The sequence below is a fragment of the Rodentibacter sp. JRC1 genome (assembly GCF_020521555.1).
In the GTDB taxonomy this organism is placed as follows: domain Bacteria; phylum Pseudomonadota; class Gammaproteobacteria; order Enterobacterales; family Pasteurellaceae; genus Rodentibacter; species Rodentibacter abscessus.
Genome location: NZ_BPWA01000001.1, coordinates 786,365 through 809,085 on the forward strand (window position 1 = coordinate 786,365; position 22,721 = coordinate 809,085).

A 22,721-nucleotide genomic window follows, 5' to 3' on the forward strand; every position below is an offset into this window, starting at 1 on the left:
AATTTGACCGCACTTTCTAAATATTCCTCTCATTCTAACAAATTAATTAGAATCGAACTAACGCAGAGCCCCAAGTCCAACCACCGCCGAATGCTTCTAATAATAATAGCTGACCACGTTGGACACGCCCATCACGAACCGCTTCATCTAATGCAACAGGCACTGTTGCAGCACTGGTATTTGCGTATTTATCTAAAGTTACCACGACCTGCGACATATCCATTTCAAGCTTTTTCGCCGTCGCAGTGATAATTCTTAAATTTGCTTGATGAGGAATAAGCCAGTCCAAATCTTTTTTCTCAAGATCATTTGCGACTAAAGTTTCTTCTACCACATTCGAAAGCTCACGAACTGCAAGCTTGAAAGTTTCATTACCTTGCATTTCAATATAACCGGATTTTTCAACACCTCGGTCAGGCTGCGACAAAACAAGTGTGTTGTGTTTATCTGCCGAAGCATGTAAGTGGGTTGAAATGATACCTTCTTGTTCACTCTCTTCTAAAATGACTGCACCCGCACCATCGCCAAATAACACCAAGGTGCTACGATCGGTTTCATCTAATTTACGGGAATTAAGATCAGAGCCAATCACTAAGGCTTTTTTTACTTTGCCGGTACGAATAAATTGATCCGCCACGCCTAAGGCATACACAAAACCGGTACAGGCTGCCGCTAAATCAAAGGAAATCGCATCTTCAATTTCTAGTAGACCTTGCACTTGGCAAGCGGCGCTCGGATAAGCGTGAGAATGACTTGTTGTTGCGACAAGAATGAGATCGATCTCTTGCGGATTAATCTGTGCCGCTTCAATCGCTTTTTTAGCCGCTTCAAAACCCATCGTTGCGACAGTTTCATCTGCTGAGGCAATACGGCGTTCACGAATGCCGGAACGGGTTACAATCCATTCATCAGAGGTATCAACCATTCTTTCTAAATCCGCATTCGTACGGATATGGCTTGGTAAATAGCTACCGGTAGATAAAATTCTGCTGTTCATAATCAAATAAGTTAAATCATTAATAACGGGCTAAACCCGCCAATATTTTTTCCGGAAGTTGATGGCGTGCTTGGAAAGCTGCATCTGCAATAGCTTGAGCAAAAGCATTAATATTTGCGTTTCCATGACTTTTCACCACCACGGCGGTTAAGCCGATAAGCGATGCACCATTGTATTCATCAGGATTAATACGTTTTAAGCGTTGATAAGTCGTTTTAAATAAATAACGCATAATCCAAGAGAAAAGCGGTTTTAAATAATATTGTTTCGATTGCCCTTTAAATAAAGACAATACATTTTTTGCCGCTCCTTCTAACGTCTTTAAGGCAATATTGCCGGTAAAACCATCGCTAACAATCACATCGGCTTTACCATTGAGTAAAACATCACCCTCTATAAATCCGATATAATTAAGTGCGGTCGATTTTTCCAATAAATTTGCCGCCTCACGAAGAGATTGACGCCCTTTAATTTCTTCCACACCGATATTTAATAATCCAATGCGCGGATAGACTAAATTTAAACGGTATTCGGCAAAAATCGTCCCCATTATAGCAAATTGGTAAAGATTTTCTGCACTGCATTCAATATTTGCGCCAAGATCCAACATAACGGATTTTTCACCTTCAATCGTTGGAATAAGCGAAATCAAAGCAGGACGAACAATACCTTTCAACGGTTGCAATAAAATCTTAGACAATCCCATCAATGCGCCGGTATTCCCTGCACTAACGCAGCCCTGAGCAAGCCCCTGCTGAACGGCTTCCAATGCTAAACGCATCGAAGTTCCTTTACTATGGCGTAAGGCGTGAGAAATCCCTTGATTATTATCAATAGTACGAGTGCAATGTTGAATTTGAATGCGATCTAAAAAGGAGGGAGGACAATCCTCAAGCAAGGGAGCAATCTGTTGGCGGTCACCAAATAAGATCAAAGAGAGCATCGGATCATTTTCCAACGCTAAAAGGGAGGCTGGGATAGTAATACGGGGACCAATGTCCCCGCCCATCACATCTAACGCCAAGGTTAGACGAGTCAAGTGAATACCTATAAGTAAAAATTACTTATTGATCACTTTACGACCACGATAGTAACCGTCAGCAGTTACGTGATGGCGTAAATGGGTTTCACCGCTTGCTTTATCCACTGATACTGCAGCAGTAGTTAATGCATCGTGTGAACGACGCATATCACGACGTGAACGAGATTTTTTGTTTTGTTGAACAGCCATCGGCTATACTCCTAAATTTAATTTACTTTTGCTTTAAATTAGCTAATACAGCGAACGGGCTCGGTTTTTTTGCCAATTCTTCCGGCAATTCGCCAAAAACCTGTTCCTGCGCGGACACTTCACAGTGTTCAGATGAATGCATTGGTACAAGCGGCAGAGCTAAAATTAACTCATCTTCCACCGTGCCAAGTAAATCTATTTCGCCAAATTCATTAAACTCAATCGGCTCATAAATTTCGGGCAATACATCAGCTTGATCCCAGTTGGACACCGGACTATAAATAAATTCACAATCCAATGTTTGCTTGAACGACTCGCCACAACGTTGACATTCTAATTCGACTTCAACCTGCGCCTTGCCTTTCATCACCACTAATTTTTGTGGATCAATATAAAACGATAATGTTACCTGTGCATCGCTGAGCACGTTCACCACTGATTCGGCTAAACGCTCAAGCTGATTTGCAGCATAATAGCCCACATAATCAAGCCGTCTTTGAGCATCTTTTACCGGATCAACGGTTAGGGGTAGTTTTACCTTTTGCATAGGGCGTGAATATTACCCGTTGTAAAGAAAATAGTCAAAGGGAAATCATATTTTTATGCAATAACGCTACGCAAATTTTTGTTTCAAACTTAACTTTTGCAAGAATTGCCTTTTTTCATTACTTTTCTAAAATTATTTTCCGCATCCGGTTTCACCATATTATTCGGCGCACCTTTTTCAGATAGACCGTCTCAGGAAAGTAAAAATGCGGCTGAAAACAACCGCACTTTGCATTCACATCGAATTATTCTAAGCGTCTCGCCACTTCCAGCCAATCAGCTTTAAACTCTCGGCGCATATTATTAATCGCATCAATAATATCGTGATGAACAAGCTGTTCGTTTTGGATTCCTACACAATAACCGCCTTTTCCTTGAAGAAGCAGATCAACGGCATAAGCCCCCATACGTGAAGCCAAAATACGGTCAAAGGCACAAGGCGAGCCGCCACGTTGAATATGCCCTAATACGGTTGCACGGGTTTCGTGTCCTACTCGTGCTTCAATCTCTTTCGCCAATGAATGAACATCGGTAATGAGTTCGGTAATCGCAACAATCGCATGGCGTTTACCACGAATGATACTACGCTCAATTTGTTGAATAAGTTCTTCACGATTAAATTCCATTTCAGAGGCAACAATATATTCGCATCCGCCTGCAATACCTGCAGAAATGGTTAAATCGCTACAATGACGTCCCATAATTTCTACAATAGAAATACGTTGGTGCGAGCTTGACGTATCACGCAAGCGGTCAATCGCATCCACTGCGGTTTGTAATGCCGTTTGATAACCGATGGTGTAATCCGTCCCTGCCACATCATTATCAATGGTTCCAGGAATACCCACACAAGGGAAACCATGTTCTTCCGTTAACAGTTTTGCCCCCATATAAGAGCCGTCACCACCGATAACCACAAGCGCATCAATACCGTGAGAACGTAAAATTTCCGCACATTTTGTACGCACAGCCGGATCTTTAAACTCAGGGAAACGGGCTGAACCCAAAAATGTGCCGCCGCGGTTAATAATATCGGATACACTATAGCGGTTTAACTGCTTGATATTGTTGCTATATAAACCTTGATAACCGTTATAGATACCGAAAACATCCAAACCTTCCGCAAGGGCAGCACGCACAACGCCACGGATTGCGGCATTCATTCCCGGCGCATCACCGCCGCTTGTTAAAACTGCAATTTTTTTAATCATATACAACCTACTTTGTATTAAATTTTAAGAAATAAGAAATGCTGCTAAGATTACACTATTCATCGGTGTCGCTCTAGAAAAAAGTTGAGAAATTTATCCGCCTTTTGATCTAGATAAAATTTTATTCTAAATTTCGGCAACGCCACTGCCATACCATCTGATCCAATGTTTTCATTTCTTTGGCAATCAAATATTTTTGCAAATGTTGCAAGATTTTCTTTTCGTTTAACCGTTGGTTATTCTTAACCTGCTGTGAATACTGAAATTGTACGAAACCGCATCTTGGTATTTCTTTTCCAAGCATCACATTCACCTGCCACGAAGGATTATTTTCCGAAGGCGCATAAACCACATAACCGCTCAATCCTTCATCTTTCTTCGTTTGCGAATTTTTTATCGGCATCAACTTAAATACTTTTACGCCCGTATTTCGATATATGCGTTCACGTAAAATAATGCGATCTTTAATGGAACGATGTTGTGCATTGCGGTCAAGTAAAAGCTCAATTTGCGATTTCCATTTCGCTAAGGTATCAGGCTTGCTCACATAAACATAGCGAGCCACCGTCCCCAAATCTTGCCCTGTTGCCAATCGATAAGTTTTATTTTGATGTTTAATTTTTGCCGGTACATCAAGTTGTGTTGGCTTGGTTGCACAAGCGGAAAGGAAAAGTGCGGTCAAAATAACAAAAATTTTATTCATCGTGATCCCGTTTAAATACCAATTCTTTTTCAGTGGAGGAAACACTGTCAAACCAATAACCGCCTAAATCAAAGTCTTTTAATTGTTCCACCTGGGTTAAACGGTTTCGGATAATATAGCGACACATTAACCCACGGGCTTTTTTCGCATAAAAACTCACGACTTTATACTTCCCGTTTTTATTATCTAAAAAGACAGGTTTCACAATTTGCGCTTTAAGACGACTCTCTTTTATCGATTTATAATATTCATCGGAAGCCAAATTCACCAAGATATTATCACCCTGCGCATCAAGAGATTGTTGTACCGCCTGAGTAATCACATCTCCCCAGAACGCATAAAGATCTTTACCTTTAGCGTTTGCCAATTTCGTTCCCATTTCCAAACGATAAGGTTGCATTAAATCAAGTGGCTGAAGTAAACCATACAAACCGGAAAGCATACGAAGGTGAGATTGCGAAAACATAATCTCTTCATCAGACAGCGTATCCGCCTCCAAACCGGTATAAACATCACCTTTAAAGGCAAAAATCGCCGGACGGGCATTTTGTTCATTATGTACTTTTGTCCATTCGGCAAAACGTGCTGCATTTAAGCCCGCCAGTTTATCGCTGATCGACATTAAAGAAGCAATCTCTTGCGGAGAAAATTGACGGCAAATCTCAATTAATTGTTCACTATAATCCGTTAAGTGCGGTTGAAAAACAGGGAATTTTCTGACCGCACTTTCAAAGTCTAAGGTTTTTGCGGGGGAAATAATCGCAAGCATAGCTTCTCCTCATATAAAATCGCGCGCCATTCTAACATAATTCTACACACGTTTATAAAGACCGTTTTCGCTCAAAATTAAATCTTGTAATTCCAAATCCAATAGCTGTACCAGCAACACATCAACCGGCAAACCGAATTCCTCTGCCAAATCATCAATGCTGACCGGCGTATAGCCGATTCTCGCATAAAGTTTCGGGTGGCTTGGTGCTTCCACCAATCGGCGGGGATTCGGCGGCGGTGTATAATTTTCCGTTTCAATTTGATCAAAATCGATTTCCGTTTGGCTATGAATAGAATGTTGATAAAACGTATCCAAAATATCCTTCACATTCTCTACCAACATCGCCCCTTGCTTGATCAAACGATGACAACCCTGACTAAATTCACTTTGAACACTCCCCGGCACAGCAAAAATTTCACGATTTTGCTCTAGCGCATAACGTGCCGTAATAAGCGAACCGCTTTTTTCAGTCGCTTCAATCACCAAGGTTCCCACCGAAAGCCCGCTGATAATGCGATTTCTGCGTGGAAAATTTGCCGCAACCGGTGGCTGATGAGGCATAAATTCCGAGATCAACGCCCCATCATTCCACAAAATTTGCTCCGCCAATGATCGATGTTTCGCCGGATAAATTTCCTCAAGCCCGCTGCCTAACACCGCAATAGTTTGTCCTTTTATATCCACCACCGCCTTGTGGCAATAGCCATCAATACCAAGTGCTAATCCGCTTGTAATGGTAAAACCGGCAAGCGACAATTCAGTCGCAAAATATTTCGCCCAGTATTCACCGTAAGAGGTGCAATAACGGCTACCCACCATTGCCATTTGCCGCTGAGAAATCGCCGTAATATTCCCTTTTACAAACAATAAAGGCGGAAAACTCACAATTTGTTTTAACAAATAAGGATAAAAAGGCGAAAAATAATTTACCAAATGATTCCCCTCTTCTTCCGCCCACGACAACACAGGATCGATAAATTTTCTTTCCGGCTTAAACCAACGACGGATTTGAATCGCCCCCCACCCCATTTGTTCAAAGGCTTCTTTATCGTAGTTCAACAATTCATTTAACGTAACGTTCGATAAAATTTTATCAATCGCCACACCACCAAGCCTTGGCACTTGCATTAAGCGGAGCAAGGTTTCATCTATACTTTCCATTCTTTTTATCCTCCCATATAAATAAATACCCCGATTATGGAATAAATAGCCAAATACGCGAGTTTTTCACCGCACTTTTACGAGCGGGATCGCAAAAATCAGCAATAAACGTAACACAACATTACCAATCAATATTTCAGTTTTTTTGTGGTTCGCAGAGTCGCGTTAGACGAAACCGTAACGCACCATAACCCCAATCAACATTTCACGGAGCGTTACGCCTGACGTCTAACACACCCTACCCGCCTTAAAAATCCCTCGTTTCCACACTGTATTCCAGCTCAATTTTCAACCAACCTTTCACCACAAACCGAAAACACATTTTTTTCATCATTTTTCCTTAAAAAATTTTCAAAAATCAACATTTAATAGCTTGACACAATCGTTTTTTTTTTTTCAATAGGTGGGTTTTGTTTTTATGAGATTTTTATAAATGAATATAAATACTCCTTGCTACCTAGATGAATTTGAGTTTGATCAAAACAATGTTTTTTTTGTTGATCTTGATAATACGCTTATTTTTAGCGATCGGGCAAATACATTTGCCTATTTAGATGCTCTGCATAAACTACTAATAAACAATCAAAAAAAACTTAACTATAAATTATCTGTTTGTGAAGATTACTTACAAACACAGACATCAAAACGCTTAACTAGACATGATATAAGGGATATTCTCGAAGAAATACTAAATGCAACGTCTATTGATACAACGAAGACTGGTATATTTGATATTGATATAACGGATATTAATTTTTATATAAACAATGTAATTGAAGAAAAAGAAAAACTATACAAAAAATATTTAAACGAACTATATCCAAATAACTACCTAATAAATATTTTAAAAAAATACAAAAATCTAGGCTGCAAACTATATTTAGTGACTCAATCTAGATATTTTAGAGCTTATGAAATGTTAAATCACTTTAACTTAACAAGTTTATTTGATAATTTCTCATTTTACAGCGAAGAAATTAATCAGAAAATTAAATCTTTCCAATATTATCCAAATATTAATAACTATAAAATTGCTCAATATAAGGAAATTATAGATTTATTATGTATAGATAATAGTAAAGCAATTATTATTGATGATATGTTTAACGCTAATGTTGAATTTATGGAAGATAATATATTTATTGATATTTTTCTTTCTGAACCTGAGGAAAGTATTGATGGGTTTACGCAGATTATAAATTATCCTATTGATATTGAAGATATAAAAGTTATTGATAATATAAATTTAAATTTTGTGTTTGGAGGTTGTACTACAACTACCATAGATAGAAATATACCTGAATACGAGTGGAGGAGGGAAATATATAACTCCAAGGGCAAGTGGGGAGAAATGATCGACTATGAAATGAGATATACAGTAAATTACTCAACAAGGTTTAATACTGTAACACAACGTAATTTATAGAGAGGAAATTTATGAAAGAATTTTTAATTTTCCCTAACAACTACCTTAGCCGTATTATACAGGGATATTTTAGAGAATTTTATTATCACAAAGGAGATTCAAGAGGCACATTAGAATATCTTTTATCATTAAAAAATGATTTCAACAACATTCCTATTTCGCAATTACATAAGGCTTGTACGGAACTGAAAGAAGGACTAAAAGACGAAATTATAGAAATAGCTTCCAAAATTGAACAGGAAGGAGATATTGCAATTTGTGTCGTTCCTCGTTCTAAAGCAAAAAATACATATTCTAATCAACAGCAATTATTTAGTTCAAGTATTAATGATGTCGTAAATGAGCTAGCTAATCCAATAACTAAAGTAGTTAATGGAGTACACTGGATAACAAGACATACGGATACAAGAACAACACACTTAAATAAATCAGGATATGGTGGAAAAGGAGATATGCCTTATGTAGGAATTACTAAGGATACTTGCTATATAGATAACGAAGTTTTTGGAAAAAATATTATCTTAATTGATGATATTTATACTAAAACTGCGAATATTGATGAAGATTGCATTCAAGCCTTGCTGGATAAAGGAGCTAAAACTGTTGTATTCTTTGCCATAGGAAAAACTTGGCACTCCTCAGATGGCATTACTACTTCAAGTAAACAAACTAGTAATGAACTCAACTGGAATAACTATGCAACAGAGGAGGACATAGATAACCTCATCTAATTACATAAGCTAGCAATGAATTTTGCTTGAATGATAATTTCCATTATGAGAAGGAACAACTAAATGAAATATACTAATAATGCCTTAAATATTCTAACTGCTAAGACTTTTAAAGGTATTGGTGATGCTTGGGTTTATAATCATCTAGAACAAGTGCAACCTTATGAAGTCATTGTTGAATTATTACAAAAAACAGCAGATGAAAAAGTTACAGAAGAAATTTTTCTAAATATTCGTGAGAATATTGAACAAAAAATTTTAAAACTTGGCGAAAATTGCGATGGCGTAGTGGCGTTAGGAGATGATAATTTTCCGGCTTATCGTGGTAATGTAAAGGCCTCTGATCGACCAACTGTTTTATTTTATAAAGGAAATTTAGAATTACTTTCTCTAGAGAATTATAATATTGCAGTTATTGGTGTACTTAGTCCAACCCCAGAAATTGAGCAGGATGAACGAAAAATGGTTACGACTTTAGTTGAAAAAAATGCAGTAATTGTAAGTGGATTAGCTTTAGGTTGTGATAGGATTGCACATCATCAGTCATTAAAAGCAGGCGGCAGTACGATTGGTATTTTACCAAGCCCTTTAAATGATATTATTCCCAAAGAATGTATTCCATTAGCTAATTATATGGCTGAAAATGGGAGTTTGCTCATTACTGAATATTATGATCAACCAAAAAGCAAGTTAGAAGCCAATGGACGTTTTATTAAACGTGATCGCCTACAGGCATTATTTAGTAATGCAGTTATTCTCACTGCAAGTTATAAACCTGATAGTATTGATCCTAAAGAAATGAAAATAGATAGTGGCTCTCGACACGCTATGGAAAAAGCAAAAGAATATGGCTTATTAAGAGGGGTAATGTACCACAATAAAAACAAAAACAATCCAAAGTTTGATTTAAACCGACAAATCATTAAAGAAGATAATAATGTCATTGTTATCGATCCTCAAAATGCGTCACAAACAACCCAACATTTATTCATTTCTCAAGAACAACAATCATCGCTATTTTAGATAAACCAATCAATTTTCTAAAAAATTTTACAAAAAGAGAGATATCCCCTATTTTGTATAAATACCCATTTCAATTAAAGGTGGTCACTCATGATCACCTTCAATGATAAAGCGATTTAATGCTCAAGTTCAACTTGGTGCTCTCTATGGTTTATTAGGTAATGGGGTAAACAAAGATTTAGAAAAAGCAACTTACTCAGCAGGCTTATGTAAGCGGAAATGAAAAAGGTTGTTTTCTTTATCGTATGGTTGAGGAGAAATAATGAAAATAACCCTATTTTTGACCGCACTTTTAGCGGTAGACTTTGCTTTTTCGGCATTAACTAAGAAGATCATCACATAGGTTTCTTCCTTATTGATTGGTTTGAGCCGGCATTGGCACTTCAAAGGTTTTACCTTCTATTTGCTCTTTTGCAGCTTTATTCAGTTGTTCTAAAATCGCCCCTTTGTTTTTGTTGATCGCTTCGACAATCTTTGCATTTTGCTCCGGCGTAGCAGGGATATATTGTGGATTTTGAGAACTCACCTGCGAAGATTGCGGTGTTGTACTCAAACAGGCTGTCAGCCCTAATCCCAACACTCCCATTAGCATAAACTTTTTCATCATAATCTTTCCTTTTTTTAACAAAAATCGGGAGGGGCATTATACGCAATAATTTAGGTTTTCTTAAATAAGAAAATATATACCGGAAAGCAGATTAGTGCTAAAAAATAAAGAAAACTCAAGATTTTTTCATACTCTTCTAAACATATAAAAGATAGATAAAAAACGTGTTTAAACCACCACACACAGACTAATAAACCAAATATAACAGAAATAACAGATTAATACTCCAAATTAACTTTGTAATAAACCAAAATTCAGGAATAAAACACTAAAAAAGCATTTGACAGTCTTTTGTTTATTCGTAATATAACAAGCGTTTACACCGAATTTTAATAGGATTTTTATGTTTTTTTCTGTTTCTTTATCCCTCAAACTGCTGCTCACATATTCTTTGTGCGGCTAGCCTGTGGATGAAAAACAACCATTATATGTAAATCCTCCTTTTAACCGCACCTCTAGAAGATGCGGTTTTTTTTATTAAAAAATATGGGATTATGTACCCGTTGCACAAATTTTTGTAGGGTGCCGTTAGGCGAAGCCGTAACGCACCGCATCGTAATGAAATTTATTGAAAAAAGGTGCGTTACGCCTGCGGCTAACACACCCTATACCCAATAAATATTGAATATAAAATTCTCTTTTGTACAACTGCTACATAAGCCAACGCTCAAAATCTAAAGATTTTGTGACCGCACTTTTCAAGTGGTTTTTTAGAAGAATATTGAGAACATTAAGGACATTGTTATGACAGATCGCGTAATTATTTTCGACACCACCTTACGTGACGGCGAGCAAGCATTGAAAGCCAGTTTAACCGTCAAAGAAAAATTGCAAATTGCATTGGCATTAGAGCGTTTGGGGGTAGATGTCATGGAAGTGGGGTTTCCTGTTTCTTCCCAAGGGGATTTTGAATCCGTTCAAACTATCGCACGCCATATCAAAAATTCACGCGTTGCCGCATTATCCCGTGCCGTGGAGAAAGATATTGATGCGGCTTATGAAGCTTTAAAAGTAGCTGAAGCCTTTCGTATTCATACCTTTATTGCCAGTTCTGCATTGCATGTGGAAACCAAATTAAAGCGCACTTTCGATGATGTGGTTGAAATGGCGGTGGCGGCGGTAAAACGTGCGCGCAATTATACGGATGATGTGGAATTTTCCTGTGAAGATGCAGGTCGCACGGGGATCGACAATATCTGTCGCATCGTGGAAGCGGCGATCAATGCCGGCGCCACCACGGTGAACATTCCTGATACTGTAGGTTATTGTTTACCAACGGAATATGGCAACATTATCGCACAGGTGCGTAACTGCGTGCCGAATATCGACAAAGCCGTGATTTCTGTACATTGCCATAATGATTTAGGCATGGCGACGGCAAATTCTTTAACCGCAGTACAAAACGGCGCACGCCAAATTGAATGTACTATTAACGGTATCGGTGAACGTGCCGGCAATACGGCGTTGGAAGAAGTAGTGATGGCGATCAAAACCCGTCAAGAATTGTTCGGTGTGGATACAAGAATCAATACCCAAGAAATTCATCGTGTTAGTCAAATGGTGAGCCAACTTTGCAATATGCCGATTCAACCGAACAAAGCTATCGTCGGTTCTAATGCTTTCGCCCATTCTTCCGGTATTCACCAAGACGGTATGTTGAAAAACAAAAATACCTACGAAATTATGTCGCCGGAAACCATCGGCTTGAAAAAAGAAAAATTAAACTTAACCGCCCGTTCCGGTCGTGCTGCGGTGAAAGGTCATATGAGTGATATGGGCTACACCGAACAGGATTATGATTTAGATAAATTGTACGATGCCTTCTTAAAATTGGCGGATAAGAAAGGGCAAGTGTTTGATTATGACTTAGAAGCCTTGGCATTTATTGATATGCAACAAGGTGATGAAGATCGTTTAGTGCTTGATAAACTCTCCGCTCACTCCACCAAAGAATATCCGGCAACGGCATTCGTTCAGTTAGAATTAGACGGTGAGAAGTTAAGCACGTCTTCTATCGGCGGTAACGGGCCTGTGGATGCGGTTTACAATGCGATTTTGAATTTAACCGGGCTTGAAATCAAAATGTCTCATTATAACTTAACCGCCAAAGGCGAAGGGGCAGAAGCACTTGGTCAGGTGGATATTGTAGTCGAACACGAAGGTCGTAAATTCCATGGAGTAGGATTAGCGACAGATATTGTGGAATCATCTGCCTTAGCCTTGGTGCATGCCATTAATGCCATTTATCGGGCTCACAAAGTGGCGGATATTAAGAGCCATAAAAGCCATTAATCCACCATTGTGTAGCAGTTGCACAAATTATTGTAGGGTGCCGTTAGGCGAAGCCGTAACGCACCAACTTTAAATAAAAACAAATAGGAAAATAAACATGAAATCATACAATGTCGCAGTCTTACCGGGTGACGGTATCGGTCCGGAAGTGATGGCGGAAGCGATCAAAGTCTTAAACAAAGTCCAAAAAAAGTTTGGTTTTAAATTACATTTCAATGAATTTTATGTGGGTGGTGCAGCGATTGATCACTGTGGCAGCCCACTGCCGCCGGAAACCTTAAAAGGTTGTGAAGAAGCGGATGCTATTTTATTCGGTTCGGTCGGTGGCCCGAAATGGACAAACCTTCCACCGGATCAACAACCTGAACGCGGCGCATTATTACCATTACGTAAACATTTTAAATTGTTCTGCAATCTTCGCCCAGCAACCCTTTACAAAGGCTTGGAAAAATTCTGCCCATTGCGTGCGGATATTGCGGCAAAAGGCTTTGATATGGTGGTGGTGCGTGAACTCACCGGAGGCATTTATTTCGGTCAGCCCAAAGGCCGTGATGGCGAAGGTGCGCAAACTAAAGCTTTCGATACGGAAGTGTATTACAAATATGAAATCGAACGCATTGCTCGTGCTGCATTCGAGGCGGCGATGAAACGCCGTAAGCACGTCACATCCGTCGATAAAGCCAATGTATTGCAAAGCTCTATTTTATGGCGTGAAACCGTGGCGGAAATCGCCAAAGAATACCCTGAAGTAACGGTTGAAAATATGTATATCGACAATGCAACAATGCAATTAATCAAAGCACCGGAATCTTTCGATGTGCTACTCTGCTCTAACATTTTCGGTGATATTATTTCCGATGAAGCGGCGATGATTACCGGTTCAATGGGAATGCTGCCTTCTGCAAGTTTGAATGAAGAGGGCTTCGGTTTATACGAGCCTGCCGGCGGTTCTGCACCGGATATTGCAGGCAAAGGTATTGCCAACCCAATCGCCCAAATTCTTTCCGCTGCGATGATGTTGCGTTACAGCTTTAACTTAAATGAAGCGGCGGATGCGATTGAAAATGCGGTACAAAGCGTGCTTTCAGCCGGTCATCGTACAGGCGATTTGGCAGATGATTCCACACCGATTTCTACTGCGGAAATGGGGACATTGATTACAGAAGCGATTTAATTATCGGCAGGAAGAAATTCCCCCCCAAGTGCGGTCAAAAATCTTTAGATTTTGAACATTGCTGTCGTCCAACGGAGTCTTTAGACATCGCAATCGTTTTAAGTGATTGCATCTAAAATTTAAAACGTTTTTCAACCGCACTTTTCCTAATCCTAACGAATTGAGAAAAATATTATGGCAAAAACACTTTACGAAAAATTGTTCGACTCACACGTCGTCTATGAAGCCGAAGGCGAAACACCGATTCTTTACATTAACCGTCATCTTATCCATGAAGTCACTTCACCACAGGCGTTTGACGGCTTACGGGTGGCGGGGCGTCAGGTGCGTCAAATCGGCAAAACTTTCGGTACGATGGATCACAGTATTTCAACCCAAGTACGTGATGTAAATAAATTGCAAGGTCAAGCGAAAATTCAAGTATTGGAACTAGAGAAAAACACCAAAGCAACCGGTATCCGATTATTCGATATGAATACCAAAGAACAAGGGATCGTGCACGTAATGGGCCCTGAGCAGGGCTTAACACTACCGGGAATGACGATTGTTTGTGGCGATTCACACACCGCAACCCACGGCGCATTCGGCGCATTAGCCTTTGGGATCGGTACCTCTGAAGTCGAACACGTTCTAGCCACACAAACCCTAAAACAAACTCGTGCGAAAAGTATGAAGATCGAAGTGCGTGGCAAAGTAGCGCCGGGAATTACGGCGAAAGATATTATTCTTGCCATTATCGGTAAAACGACTATGGCGGGGGGAACAGGTCACGTTGTCGAATTTTGCGGTGAAGCGATCCGTGATCTTTCCATGGAAGGGCGTATGACCGTTTGTAATATGGCGATTGAAATGGGGGCGAAGGCGGGTTTGATCGCACCGGATGAAACGACTTTTGCTTACTTAAAAGATCGTCCGTATGCACCAAAAGGTAAAGACTGGGATGATGCGGTTGAATATTGGAAAACCTTGAAATCTGACGATGACGCCCATTTTGACACAGTCGTTACTCTTGAGGCAAAAGAGATTGCCCCACAAGTTACTTGGGGGACGAATCCGGGTCAAGTTATCGCCATTACTCAAAAAGTACCGAATCCTGTAGAAATGACTGATCCGGTACAACGTGCTTCTGCAGAAAAGGCCTTACATTATATCGGCTTAGAACCGGGCACAGATCTAAAAAACATTGTCGTTGATCAGGTGTTTATCGGTTCTTGCACCAATTCACGCATTGAAGATTTACGTGCAGCGGCGGCCGTGATGAAAGGTCGTAAGAAAGCCGACAATGTAAAACGGATTTTAGTCGTACCGGGTTCGGGCTTAGTAAAAGAGCAAGCGGAAAAAGAGGGATTAGATAAAATCTTTATTGAAGCCGGTGCCGAATGGCGCAATCCGGGCTGCTCAATGTGTTTAGGTATGAATGACGACCGCCTCGGCGAATGGGAGCGTTGTGCCTCCACCTCTAACCGAAATTTTGAAGGTCGCCAAGGGCGCAACGGACGTACCCACTTAGTCAGCCCGGCAATGGCAGCGGCGGCAGCGATGTACGGAAAATTTGTCGATATTCGAGATATTACATTAAATTAAGGAGCAAAAGATGGCAGGATTTAAACAACTTTCAGGCTTAGTAGTGCCATTAGATGCAGCAAATGTGGACACCGATGCAATTATTCCAAAACAATTTTTGCAAGCCATTACCCGTGTGGGGTTCGGTAAGCACTTATTTCACGAATGGCGTTATTTAGATGCGGAGGGTACAAAACCAAATCCGGAATTTGTACTGAATTTTCCACAATATCAGGGCGCAACTATTCTACTTGCACGTAAAAATCTGGGTTGCGGTTCTTCCCGTGAACACGCACCTTGGGCATTAGCGGATTATGGCTTCAAAGTGATGATCGCACCAAGTTTCGCCGATATTTTCTATAACAACAGCTTAAACAACCATATGTTGCCAATCCGTTTAACGGAAGAAGAAGTGGAAGAAATCTTCCAATGGGTATGGGCGAATGAAGGTAAACAGATTAATGTGGATTTAGAAGCAATGACGGTAACCGTAGGGGAAAAAATCTACCGTTTTGAATTAGACGAATTTCGCCGCCACTGTTTATTAGAGGGGTTGGATAATATCGGCTTAACTTTGCAGCACGAAGATAAAATCGCCGAATTTGAGAAAAACATTCCGACGTTTCTACGTTAATTACAGCAAAGTGCGGTCAAAATACAAAGTGTTTTCAGCATTATGTCGTTATTTCACAAAGAGAATTTATATCCAATCTTTAATTTGAATAGGGTGCGTTAGCTTTATCGTAACGCACCATTTTTCATCATTAAACCTTGTTAATTGGTGCGTTACGGTTTCGCCTAACGGCAGCCCCCTACACAATAATTTGGGCAACAGCTACATAATACCGGTGTTTTTGACCGCACTTTCTTTATCTCATAAGTTTCTTGCATACTATTTGACAGCCTCTCTCCTTCCACCTATTATCTTCCGCGCAAATTTATACTTAATTATATTTCTAGGAACAGCACAATGATTGCTTACACCTTTTTATCTTTATTTACGATTGCCGCGGTAATTTTTATCATTAACTCCCACTACCGCTGGACATATCTTTTTGCGATTTCACTATTTGTTTTTTTCTTTGGTGGAATGCTCACTCTCTCCGGACAATGGCAACGTGCATTAAATTTCTCCTCCGTGCTTTTTGTCGCTTTAATGTTATTTCATCGCTTAAAAATCCATTATTACAAACAACCGTTGCTCATTTCAGATTTCTTCCTTGTCATTGATTGGCGAAATTGGGAAACTCTTATGCACTATAAGGGGGCATTAGGCGGCGTAATCGGTTTGCTCGCCTTATTGGGCTATGCCATTTTCGGTTGGTCGGATGCCGCCTCTCTTGGTATATGGGCGCATTTATTCGGTGCAATCCTCTTTATCGGTAGTTTTGGCTTAATGTGGCACTATTCTAAAAACCCCAACGCATTACAAGTTTGGCTTGATTCCTTACCGGACGATGGTCGAGATGTTTTTTTAAATCTCCCGATGTCTTGCCGAGGTATTTTCTTTAAAGTGCCACAGTTTAAAGGTAATGGTGAAAATTTTTCTGCAAAACTGACCGCACTTCCTGAAGAACAAACGGCAACGGCATCACAAAATAAACCGGATATTGTGGTTACACTCTTAGAATCCACGCTAAACCCGCATCAATTTGCTTTCACACAGCAGAATATTCCATCCTTGCCAATGTTCGAACGTCAAAATGATACGGTGTTTATGTCGCCCTTACGGGTGCACACTTTTGCCGGTGCAACTTGGAAATCCGAATTTGCGTTCCTCGCCGGCGTACCTTCTACCGATTTCGGTGCATTAGCCAGCGGTGTGTTCTATTCCGTTGTGCCGCATTTGCAATCCGGTTTAATTAAAAATCTACATGCACAGGGGTATTTTTGTGTAGCACTTTCGCCTTTCACTAAAGGCAATTACAACGCTAAGTCCGCCTATGATCACTTCGGCTTTGATTTAATGCTACAACCGCAGGATTTGGGCTATCCAGCCCCATTGAGTAAAAACTTGTGGACAATTAGCAGTGAAGAAATGATGACATACACTAAAATGATTTTAGAAAAACGCCACCCTGCATTAGAAAAAGTGAACCAGCCGATGTTTGTCTATGTTTTAACTATGCGTGAACACGGCCCTTATAGTCTTGATATGGAGAACATCTATCACCTTGAAATGCCGAATCTTGGAGAAAAAAGTATAGCTTCGTTGAATGATTATACCCAACGCATTGTGGCACTTAATGAGGCGATTGAGGGAATGAATCATTATCTACATCAACGTGGTAAGCCTTTCGTATTCGGTTATTTTGGTGATCACCAAGTCGCATTTGATAATGTCATTCCGGCTAAAAAAGGCGGATTGCCTTTTCCTGATCACATAACCCAATTTGTCGTAAGAAGCAATTACACAACTGCGTTTAAACAAAAACAGGATTTCTTGGATCTTGCTTTCGCAGGCGGTTTGATATTGGATATTGCAGGACTAGACGCACAAGATGATTTTATGAAAGCGAATAAAGCAATGCGCCAATTAAGCGAGGGGAAATTAGAAGATTACGAAGATCAACAATTTGTGAACGATTACCGTAACTATCTCTATCAAACATTAAAAATCGCACAATAATATAAACTTAGGCAACGCCCTATACGTTGCCGTTACACATACTTTTAAATGATAACAAAAACAGTATTTATTATAAAAAAGAGCGGTTGATTTATATATTCCTTAATCCGTCAGATATAGCCCAACTTTCGGAAGACAAATCAACCGCTCTTTTTCTAATTCATCTATAATGTTTTGGCGAGATTTTTAATAAATGCTTTAAAATCTTTCCCTAACTTTTCATGGCGGATACCGTATTCCACAAAGGCTTCCATATAGCCGATTTTATCACCGCAGTCGAAAGATTCACCTGTCATATGGAAAGCTTCTACGGTTTCTTTTTCAATCAACATATCAATGGCATCCGTTAATTGAATTTCATCGCCTACGCCAACCGGTGTTTTTTCTAATAAATCCCAGATTGCCGCAGAAAATACGTAACGTCCGACTACTGCAAGATTAGAGGGGGCTTTATCTACTGTCGGTTTTTCAACGATACTTTCAATTTTCGCACTTTCACCACCGCTTAATTCTACTCCGGCACAGTCCGCCACGCCGTAGCTGCTCACCTCTTCTTTTTCAACAGGCGCAACCATAATTTGGCTGGCTTGTGTTTCGTGAAAACGTTTGATCATCGCTGATAAATTTTCTTTTTTCTGATCCGCACTAAAATCAGCGAGTAAAACATCAGGCAACACTACAACAAAAGGTTCATTACCCACAACAGGACGACCGCACAATACCGCATGTCCCAAACCTTTTGCGTGCCCTTGACGAACATGTATTAACGTTACATCTTTAGGGCAAATCGCCCGCACTTCGTCCAAAAGTTGACGTTTAACCCGTTTCTCCAGCATTGTTTCAAGCTCAAAGGATGTATCAAAGTGATTTTCTATCGCATTTTTTGAGGAATGAGTAACAAGTACGATTTCCTTAATACCTGCCGCAACACATTCATTTACGACATATTGAATCAAAGGTTTATCAACCAAAGTAAGCATTTCTTTTGGAATTGCTTTTGTGGCAGGCAACATACGTGTACCTAACCCCGCAACAGGAATAATTGCTTTCATATTTTAATATCCATTAATGTAAGTTTAATAAATCAAAGGGAATCACTTGAAGATCCTTCTTGTCCCTGTCTAATTCGTTGGTAAATTTCTTCTCGATGGACAGAGACATCTTTGGGTGCTTTCACACCCAATTTGACTTGGTTTCCTCGTACACTCAAAACCGTGATAGAGATATCATCACCAAGAAGCACGGTTTCGCCGGCTTTACGCGTCAAGATTAACATTTTTCCATACCAAGCTTGTATTTTTAGACATATTTAGACGATTGGCTCTCCACCAACCTAGGTCTATATTATAGGTTTTCGTTTAACCAATCTTGTGCGACTTTAATTGCCTGTGCCACATTTTCAGGTTGAGAACCACCCGCCATTGCCATATCAGGGCGACCACCACCTTTCCCGCCTACTTTCTGAGCCATTAAATTTACAAGATCACCGGCTTTGACTTTGGTCGTTAAATCTTTTGTTACACCAACGACAAGATTGACTTTTTCATCTAACACCGATGCAAATACGATGACTCCTGAGCCAAGTTGATTCTTTAAATCATCAACCATCACTCTTAAGGATTTTGTTTCAATACCGTCTAATTGATGGGCAATCACTGAAACGCCGTTAATTTTCACCGCACTTTTCACAAGATCAGAGCCCGCTTGCATTGCTGCTTTTTCTTTTAATCCTTGAAGCTCTTTCTCCGCTTTCTTCGCTTTCTCTTGAAGTTGCTGGATTTTGTCGATAAGTGTGTTTACATCGGATTTCAAGAGTTCTGAACTTTGATTCAAAATACGCTGCTGATTAAGAATCCAATTCATCGCATTCTCACCGGTAACCGCTTCGATTCGGCGAACACCTGCCGCCACCGCTGTTTCCGTAGTAATTTTAAATAGACCGATATCACCGGTATATTTTGCGTGAATGCCACCACAAAGCTCAATGGAAAAATCGCCCATGGTTAATACGCGCACCTGATCCGCATATTTTTCGCCAAATAATGCCATCGCCCCTTTTGCTTTCGCCGCTTCGATTTCCATAATCTCCGTTTGAATCGGGAAATTAGCACGCACTTTTTGATTTACAAGACGTTCGATCTCTTCAAGCTGTACTTTTGTAATCGCTTCAGGGTGAGCAAAATCAAAGCGTAACGCACTATCTGAAACAAGCGAACCTTTTTGTACGACGTGTGTACCCAATATTTGTCGCAATGCGGCATGCAATAAATGGGTTGCAGAGTGGTTAAGCGAAGTTTGATGACGACGTTCTGCATCCACCATGGCATTTACCGTTTGCCCCACAGATAATGAACCTTGCTCCAATTCACCGATATGCCCGAACACTTGGCCATATTTTTGCGTATCTTTTACACTAAATAAGACACCTTCTGCCGTTATATAACCGCTATCACCGATTTGACCGCCGGACTCCGCATAAAACGGCGTATTTTCTAATACCACTACGGCACTTTGTCCTGCAGAAATTTGTTCTACCGCTTTGCCATCATAGAAAAGTGCGGTTATTTTCGCCGAAGATTCTGATTCGGTATAACCTTCAAATCTCGTTTCGCCTTCAACACGAATCACATTGCCATAATCAACGCCGAATTGACTTGCTGCCTGCGCACGTAAACGTTGTGCTTCCATTTCACGTTCGAAGCCTTCTTCATCAATTGCGATATTACGTTCACGGCACACATCAGCAGTGAGATCCAGTGGAAATCCGTAAGTGTCATAAAGTTTAAATGCCACCTCACCGGAAAGCACGCCATTTTTAACATTTGCAAGCGCATCATCCAACAAGGTTAAACCTCGCTCTAATGTGCGTGCAAATTGTTCTTCCTCCAAGCGTAAGAGTTTTTCAACATTAGCTTGTTTAGCTTTAACGTCTTGACCTGCTTCCGCCATTACTTCAATTAATGTCGGTACTAATTTATAGAAGAAAGTTTCTTTTGCGCCTAATAAGTGTCCGTGGCGTACCGCACGACGAATAATACGGCGCAATACATAACCACGCCCCTCGTTTGATGGAATCACGCCATCTGCGATAAGGTAAGCACAAGAACGAATGTGATCGGCAATCACACGCAAAGACTTATTATTTAAATCCGTTGTACCGACAATTTCTGCGGTTTTCGCAATTAATGTTTTAAAAATATCAATGTCGTAGTTTGAATTGACGTGTTGCAAGACGGCCGAGATACGTTCCAAGCCCATCCCCGTATCCACCGATGGACGCGGTAGTTTTTCCATTGTGCCGTCAGCCAAGCGGTTGTATTGCATAAACACAACATTCCAAATTTCAATGTATCGATCACCGTCTTCTTCAGGCGATCCCGGTGGCCCGCCCCAAATATGATCACCGTGATCGTAGAAAATTTCAGTACAAGGGCCGCAGGGACCGGTATCGCCCATAGCCCAGAAATTATCGGAAGCATAAGGTGCGCCTTTATTATCTCCGATGCGGATAATACGTTCAGCCGGAACACCGACTTCTTTATTCCAAATATCATAGGCTTCATTATCGGTCTCATAGACGGTGACCCATAATTTTTCTTTTGGTAAACCGAGCCATTGTGGAGAAGTTAAATACTCCCAAGCAAAATTAATCGCATCATGTTTGAAATAATCACCAAAACTGAAATTTCCTAGCATTTCAAAAAAAGTATGATGACGCGCCGTATAACCCACATTTTCCAAGTCATTATGTTTACCACCCGCGCGCACACAACGTTGTGCCGTTGTAGCGCGAGAGTAAGCGCGTTTATCCAAACCAAGGAAAACATCCTTAAATTGGTTCATTCCTGCGTTGGTAAAAAGTAAAGTCGGATCATTTTCCGGTACAAGTGAGCTACTTGCAACGATTTGATGACCTTTACTATGGAAGAAATCAAGGAATGATTTTCTAATCTCTGCTGTTGTTTTCATCATAAACCTGTTTGTAAAAAGTAATTTAAAGTTAAAACCGATCGGGCTATTCTTGCATATTTTTCTAATTTAGAGAAAAGCTTTTTACTTACAAATCGCTATCTTTGTTTATTATTTAAACGCCTAATTCTTTTTTATAAAATTTTCGGTTCTATTCAAAATAGCTAAAATAAAACCGCACTTTGTAACACAACGTAAAAAGTGCGGTTAAAATTTATTTATTTTTTAATGAGTGAAAACAAACGTTACTTACTCATCACGAAGCGGAACAACCAACATATCAATTTTGATCGTATTCATCACTTGGCGTGTTGAAGACATTAACTTACTCCAGAAGTCTTGATGATGACCCGTTACCAATAAATCAATATCATAATGATCAATTGCGTCAGTGAGTACCTGACCTAAATCACCGCTACCGCTTAATTTCTCCTGAATCGGATAATCAGCCCGTTCAGACAAATCCAATAATGCTTTTTGGGTTTCACTTGAAATTCGATCTTGCATAGAAGACATATTGATATCAATCAATCCCGTATAAAGATCCGAAAAATTAACATCTACGTGAATGATGGAAAGTTTCGCATCATGACGTTTTGCCACGGCAACCGCTTTTTTGAGTAAAAATTCGCTCTCATCGGAAAGATCAACTGCGACTAAGATATGTTTATACATAATCGACCCCC

Annotated in this window: 21 protein-coding genes; 8 read left to right on the forward strand and 13 right to left on the reverse strand. The window is 40.0% G+C overall.

Annotated elements, in window-relative coordinates; genetic code table 11:
• Positions 1-46 precede the first annotated feature (46 nt).
• The 8 genes from HEMROJRC1_RS03520 to dprA all read right to left on the reverse strand — a co-directional run bounded on the left by HEMROJRC1_RS03520 (position 47) and on the right by dprA (position 6,621).
• A complete protein-coding gene (locus HEMROJRC1_RS03520; protein WP_226691648.1) occupies positions 47-997 on the reverse strand; it encodes a beta-ketoacyl-ACP synthase III in 951 nt (316 codons plus the stop codon).
• Between the two features lie 19 nt (positions 998-1,016).
• Positions 1,017-2,036, reverse strand: coding sequence for a phosphate acyltransferase PlsX (plsX, locus tag HEMROJRC1_RS03525; RefSeq protein ID WP_226691649.1), 1,020 nt, complete (start codon positions 2,034-2,036; stop codon positions 1,017-1,019).
• A gap of 21 nt (positions 2,037-2,057) precedes the next feature.
• A complete protein-coding gene (gene rpmF, locus HEMROJRC1_RS03530; protein ID WP_005544470.1) occupies positions 2,058-2,228 on the reverse strand; it encodes a 50S ribosomal protein L32 in 171 nt (56 codons plus the stop codon).
• Positions 2,229-2,250: 22 nt separating this feature from the next.
• Positions 2,251-2,775: a 23S rRNA accumulation protein YceD gene (gene yceD, locus HEMROJRC1_RS03535; protein WP_226691650.1), complete on the reverse strand. Its 525-nt coding sequence runs from the start codon at positions 2,773-2,775 to the stop codon at positions 2,251-2,253.
• 244 nt (positions 2,776-3,019) lie between these two features.
• A complete protein-coding gene (pfkA, locus tag HEMROJRC1_RS03540; RefSeq protein WP_226691651.1) occupies positions 3,020-3,985 on the reverse strand; it encodes a 6-phosphofructokinase in 966 nt (321 codons plus the stop codon).
• A 121-nt stretch (positions 3,986-4,106) separates the two neighbouring features.
• Entirely contained in the window at positions 4,107-4,688 is a 582-nt protein-coding gene (locus tag HEMROJRC1_RS03545; protein ID WP_226691652.1) for a hypothetical protein, read from the reverse strand.
• On the reverse strand, positions 4,681-5,457 hold the full coding sequence (gene yaaA / locus HEMROJRC1_RS03550; protein ID WP_226691653.1) for a peroxide stress protein YaaA: 777 nt from the start codon (positions 5,455-5,457) through the stop codon (positions 4,681-4,683). Before yaaA ends, HEMROJRC1_RS03545 begins: the two co-directional genes overlap by 8 nt.
• A 42-nt stretch (positions 5,458-5,499) precedes the next feature.
• Positions 5,500-6,621: a DNA-processing protein DprA gene (dprA, locus tag HEMROJRC1_RS03555; protein WP_226691654.1), complete on the reverse strand. Its 1,122-nt coding sequence runs from the start codon at positions 6,619-6,621 to the stop codon at positions 5,500-5,502.
• A 433-nt stretch (positions 6,622-7,054) separates the two neighbouring features.
• Here dprA and HEMROJRC1_RS03560 point away from each other — a divergent pair, with 433 nt between their 5' ends.
• From HEMROJRC1_RS03560 to HEMROJRC1_RS03570, 3 genes are all read left to right on the forward strand, one after another.
• Complete coding sequence (locus HEMROJRC1_RS03560) at positions 7,055-8,047, forward strand: HAD family hydrolase (protein ID WP_226691655.1); 993 nt, start codon at positions 7,055-7,057, stop codon at positions 8,045-8,047.
• Between the two features lie 11 nt (positions 8,048-8,058).
• A complete protein-coding gene (locus HEMROJRC1_RS03565; protein ID WP_226691656.1) occupies positions 8,059-8,778 on the forward strand; it encodes a hypothetical protein in 720 nt (239 codons plus the stop codon).
• 63 nt (positions 8,779-8,841) lie between these two features.
• Complete coding sequence (locus tag HEMROJRC1_RS03570) at positions 8,842-9,801, forward strand: DNA-processing protein DprA (RefSeq protein ID WP_226691657.1); 960 nt, start codon at positions 8,842-8,844, stop codon at positions 9,799-9,801.
• A gap of 352 nt (positions 9,802-10,153) precedes the next feature.
• Here HEMROJRC1_RS03570 and HEMROJRC1_RS03575 read toward each other — a convergent pair whose 3' ends face one another.
• Positions 10,154-10,408 (reverse strand): hypothetical protein, encoded by a 255-nt coding sequence (locus HEMROJRC1_RS03575; RefSeq protein WP_226691658.1) that lies wholly within the window; start codon positions 10,406-10,408, stop codon positions 10,154-10,156.
• Positions 10,409-11,152: 744 nt separating this feature from the next.
• On the opposite strand from HEMROJRC1_RS03575, the gene leuA reads away from it, so the two are divergent.
• From leuA to HEMROJRC1_RS03600, 5 genes are all read left to right on the forward strand, one after another.
• Positions 11,153-12,700, forward strand: a complete 1,548-nt coding sequence (leuA, locus tag HEMROJRC1_RS03580; protein WP_226691659.1) for a 2-isopropylmalate synthase — start codon at positions 11,153-11,155, stop codon at positions 12,698-12,700.
• Positions 12,701-12,797: 97 nt separating this feature from the next.
• The gene (gene leuB / locus HEMROJRC1_RS03585) at positions 12,798-13,874 is read left to right on the forward strand and encodes a 3-isopropylmalate dehydrogenase (RefSeq protein ID WP_226691660.1); all 1,077 of its coding nucleotides are present in this window, start codon (positions 12,798-12,800) and stop codon (positions 13,872-13,874) included.
• A gap of 174 nt (positions 13,875-14,048) precedes the next feature.
• Entirely contained in the window at positions 14,049-15,458 is a 1,410-nt protein-coding gene (gene leuC, locus HEMROJRC1_RS03590; RefSeq protein WP_226691661.1) for a 3-isopropylmalate dehydratase large subunit, read from the forward strand.
• 10 nt (positions 15,459-15,468) lie between these two features.
• Entirely contained in the window at positions 15,469-16,071 is a 603-nt protein-coding gene (leuD, locus tag HEMROJRC1_RS03595; protein ID WP_226691662.1) for a 3-isopropylmalate dehydratase small subunit, read from the forward strand.
• A gap of 336 nt (positions 16,072-16,407) precedes the next feature.
• Positions 16,408-18,066, forward strand: coding sequence for a sulfatase-like hydrolase/transferase (locus HEMROJRC1_RS03600; protein WP_226691663.1), 1,659 nt, complete (start codon positions 16,408-16,410; stop codon positions 18,064-18,066).
• Between the two features lie 164 nt (positions 18,067-18,230).
• Here the strand turns inward: HEMROJRC1_RS03600 and galU are convergent, their stop codons facing one another.
• The 4 genes from galU to uspA all read right to left on the reverse strand — a co-directional run bounded on the left by galU (position 18,231) and on the right by uspA (position 22,710).
• Positions 18,231-19,118 (reverse strand): UTP--glucose-1-phosphate uridylyltransferase GalU, encoded by an 888-nt coding sequence (gene galU / locus HEMROJRC1_RS03605; protein WP_226691664.1) that lies wholly within the window; start codon positions 19,116-19,118, stop codon positions 18,231-18,233.
• Between the two features lie 32 nt (positions 19,119-19,150).
• Positions 19,151-19,342 (reverse strand): carbon storage regulator CsrA, encoded by a 192-nt coding sequence (gene csrA / locus HEMROJRC1_RS03610; RefSeq protein ID WP_226691665.1) that lies wholly within the window; start codon positions 19,340-19,342, stop codon positions 19,151-19,153.
• 68 nt (positions 19,343-19,410) lie between these two features.
• A complete protein-coding gene (gene alaS, locus HEMROJRC1_RS03615; protein ID WP_226692925.1) occupies positions 19,411-22,035 on the reverse strand; it encodes an alanine--tRNA ligase in 2,625 nt (874 codons plus the stop codon).
• A gap of 249 nt (positions 22,036-22,284) precedes the next feature.
• Positions 22,285-22,710, reverse strand: coding sequence for a universal stress protein UspA (gene uspA / locus HEMROJRC1_RS03620; protein ID WP_226691666.1), 426 nt, complete (start codon positions 22,708-22,710; stop codon positions 22,285-22,287).
• Between the last annotated feature and the right edge of the window lie 11 nt (positions 22,711-22,721).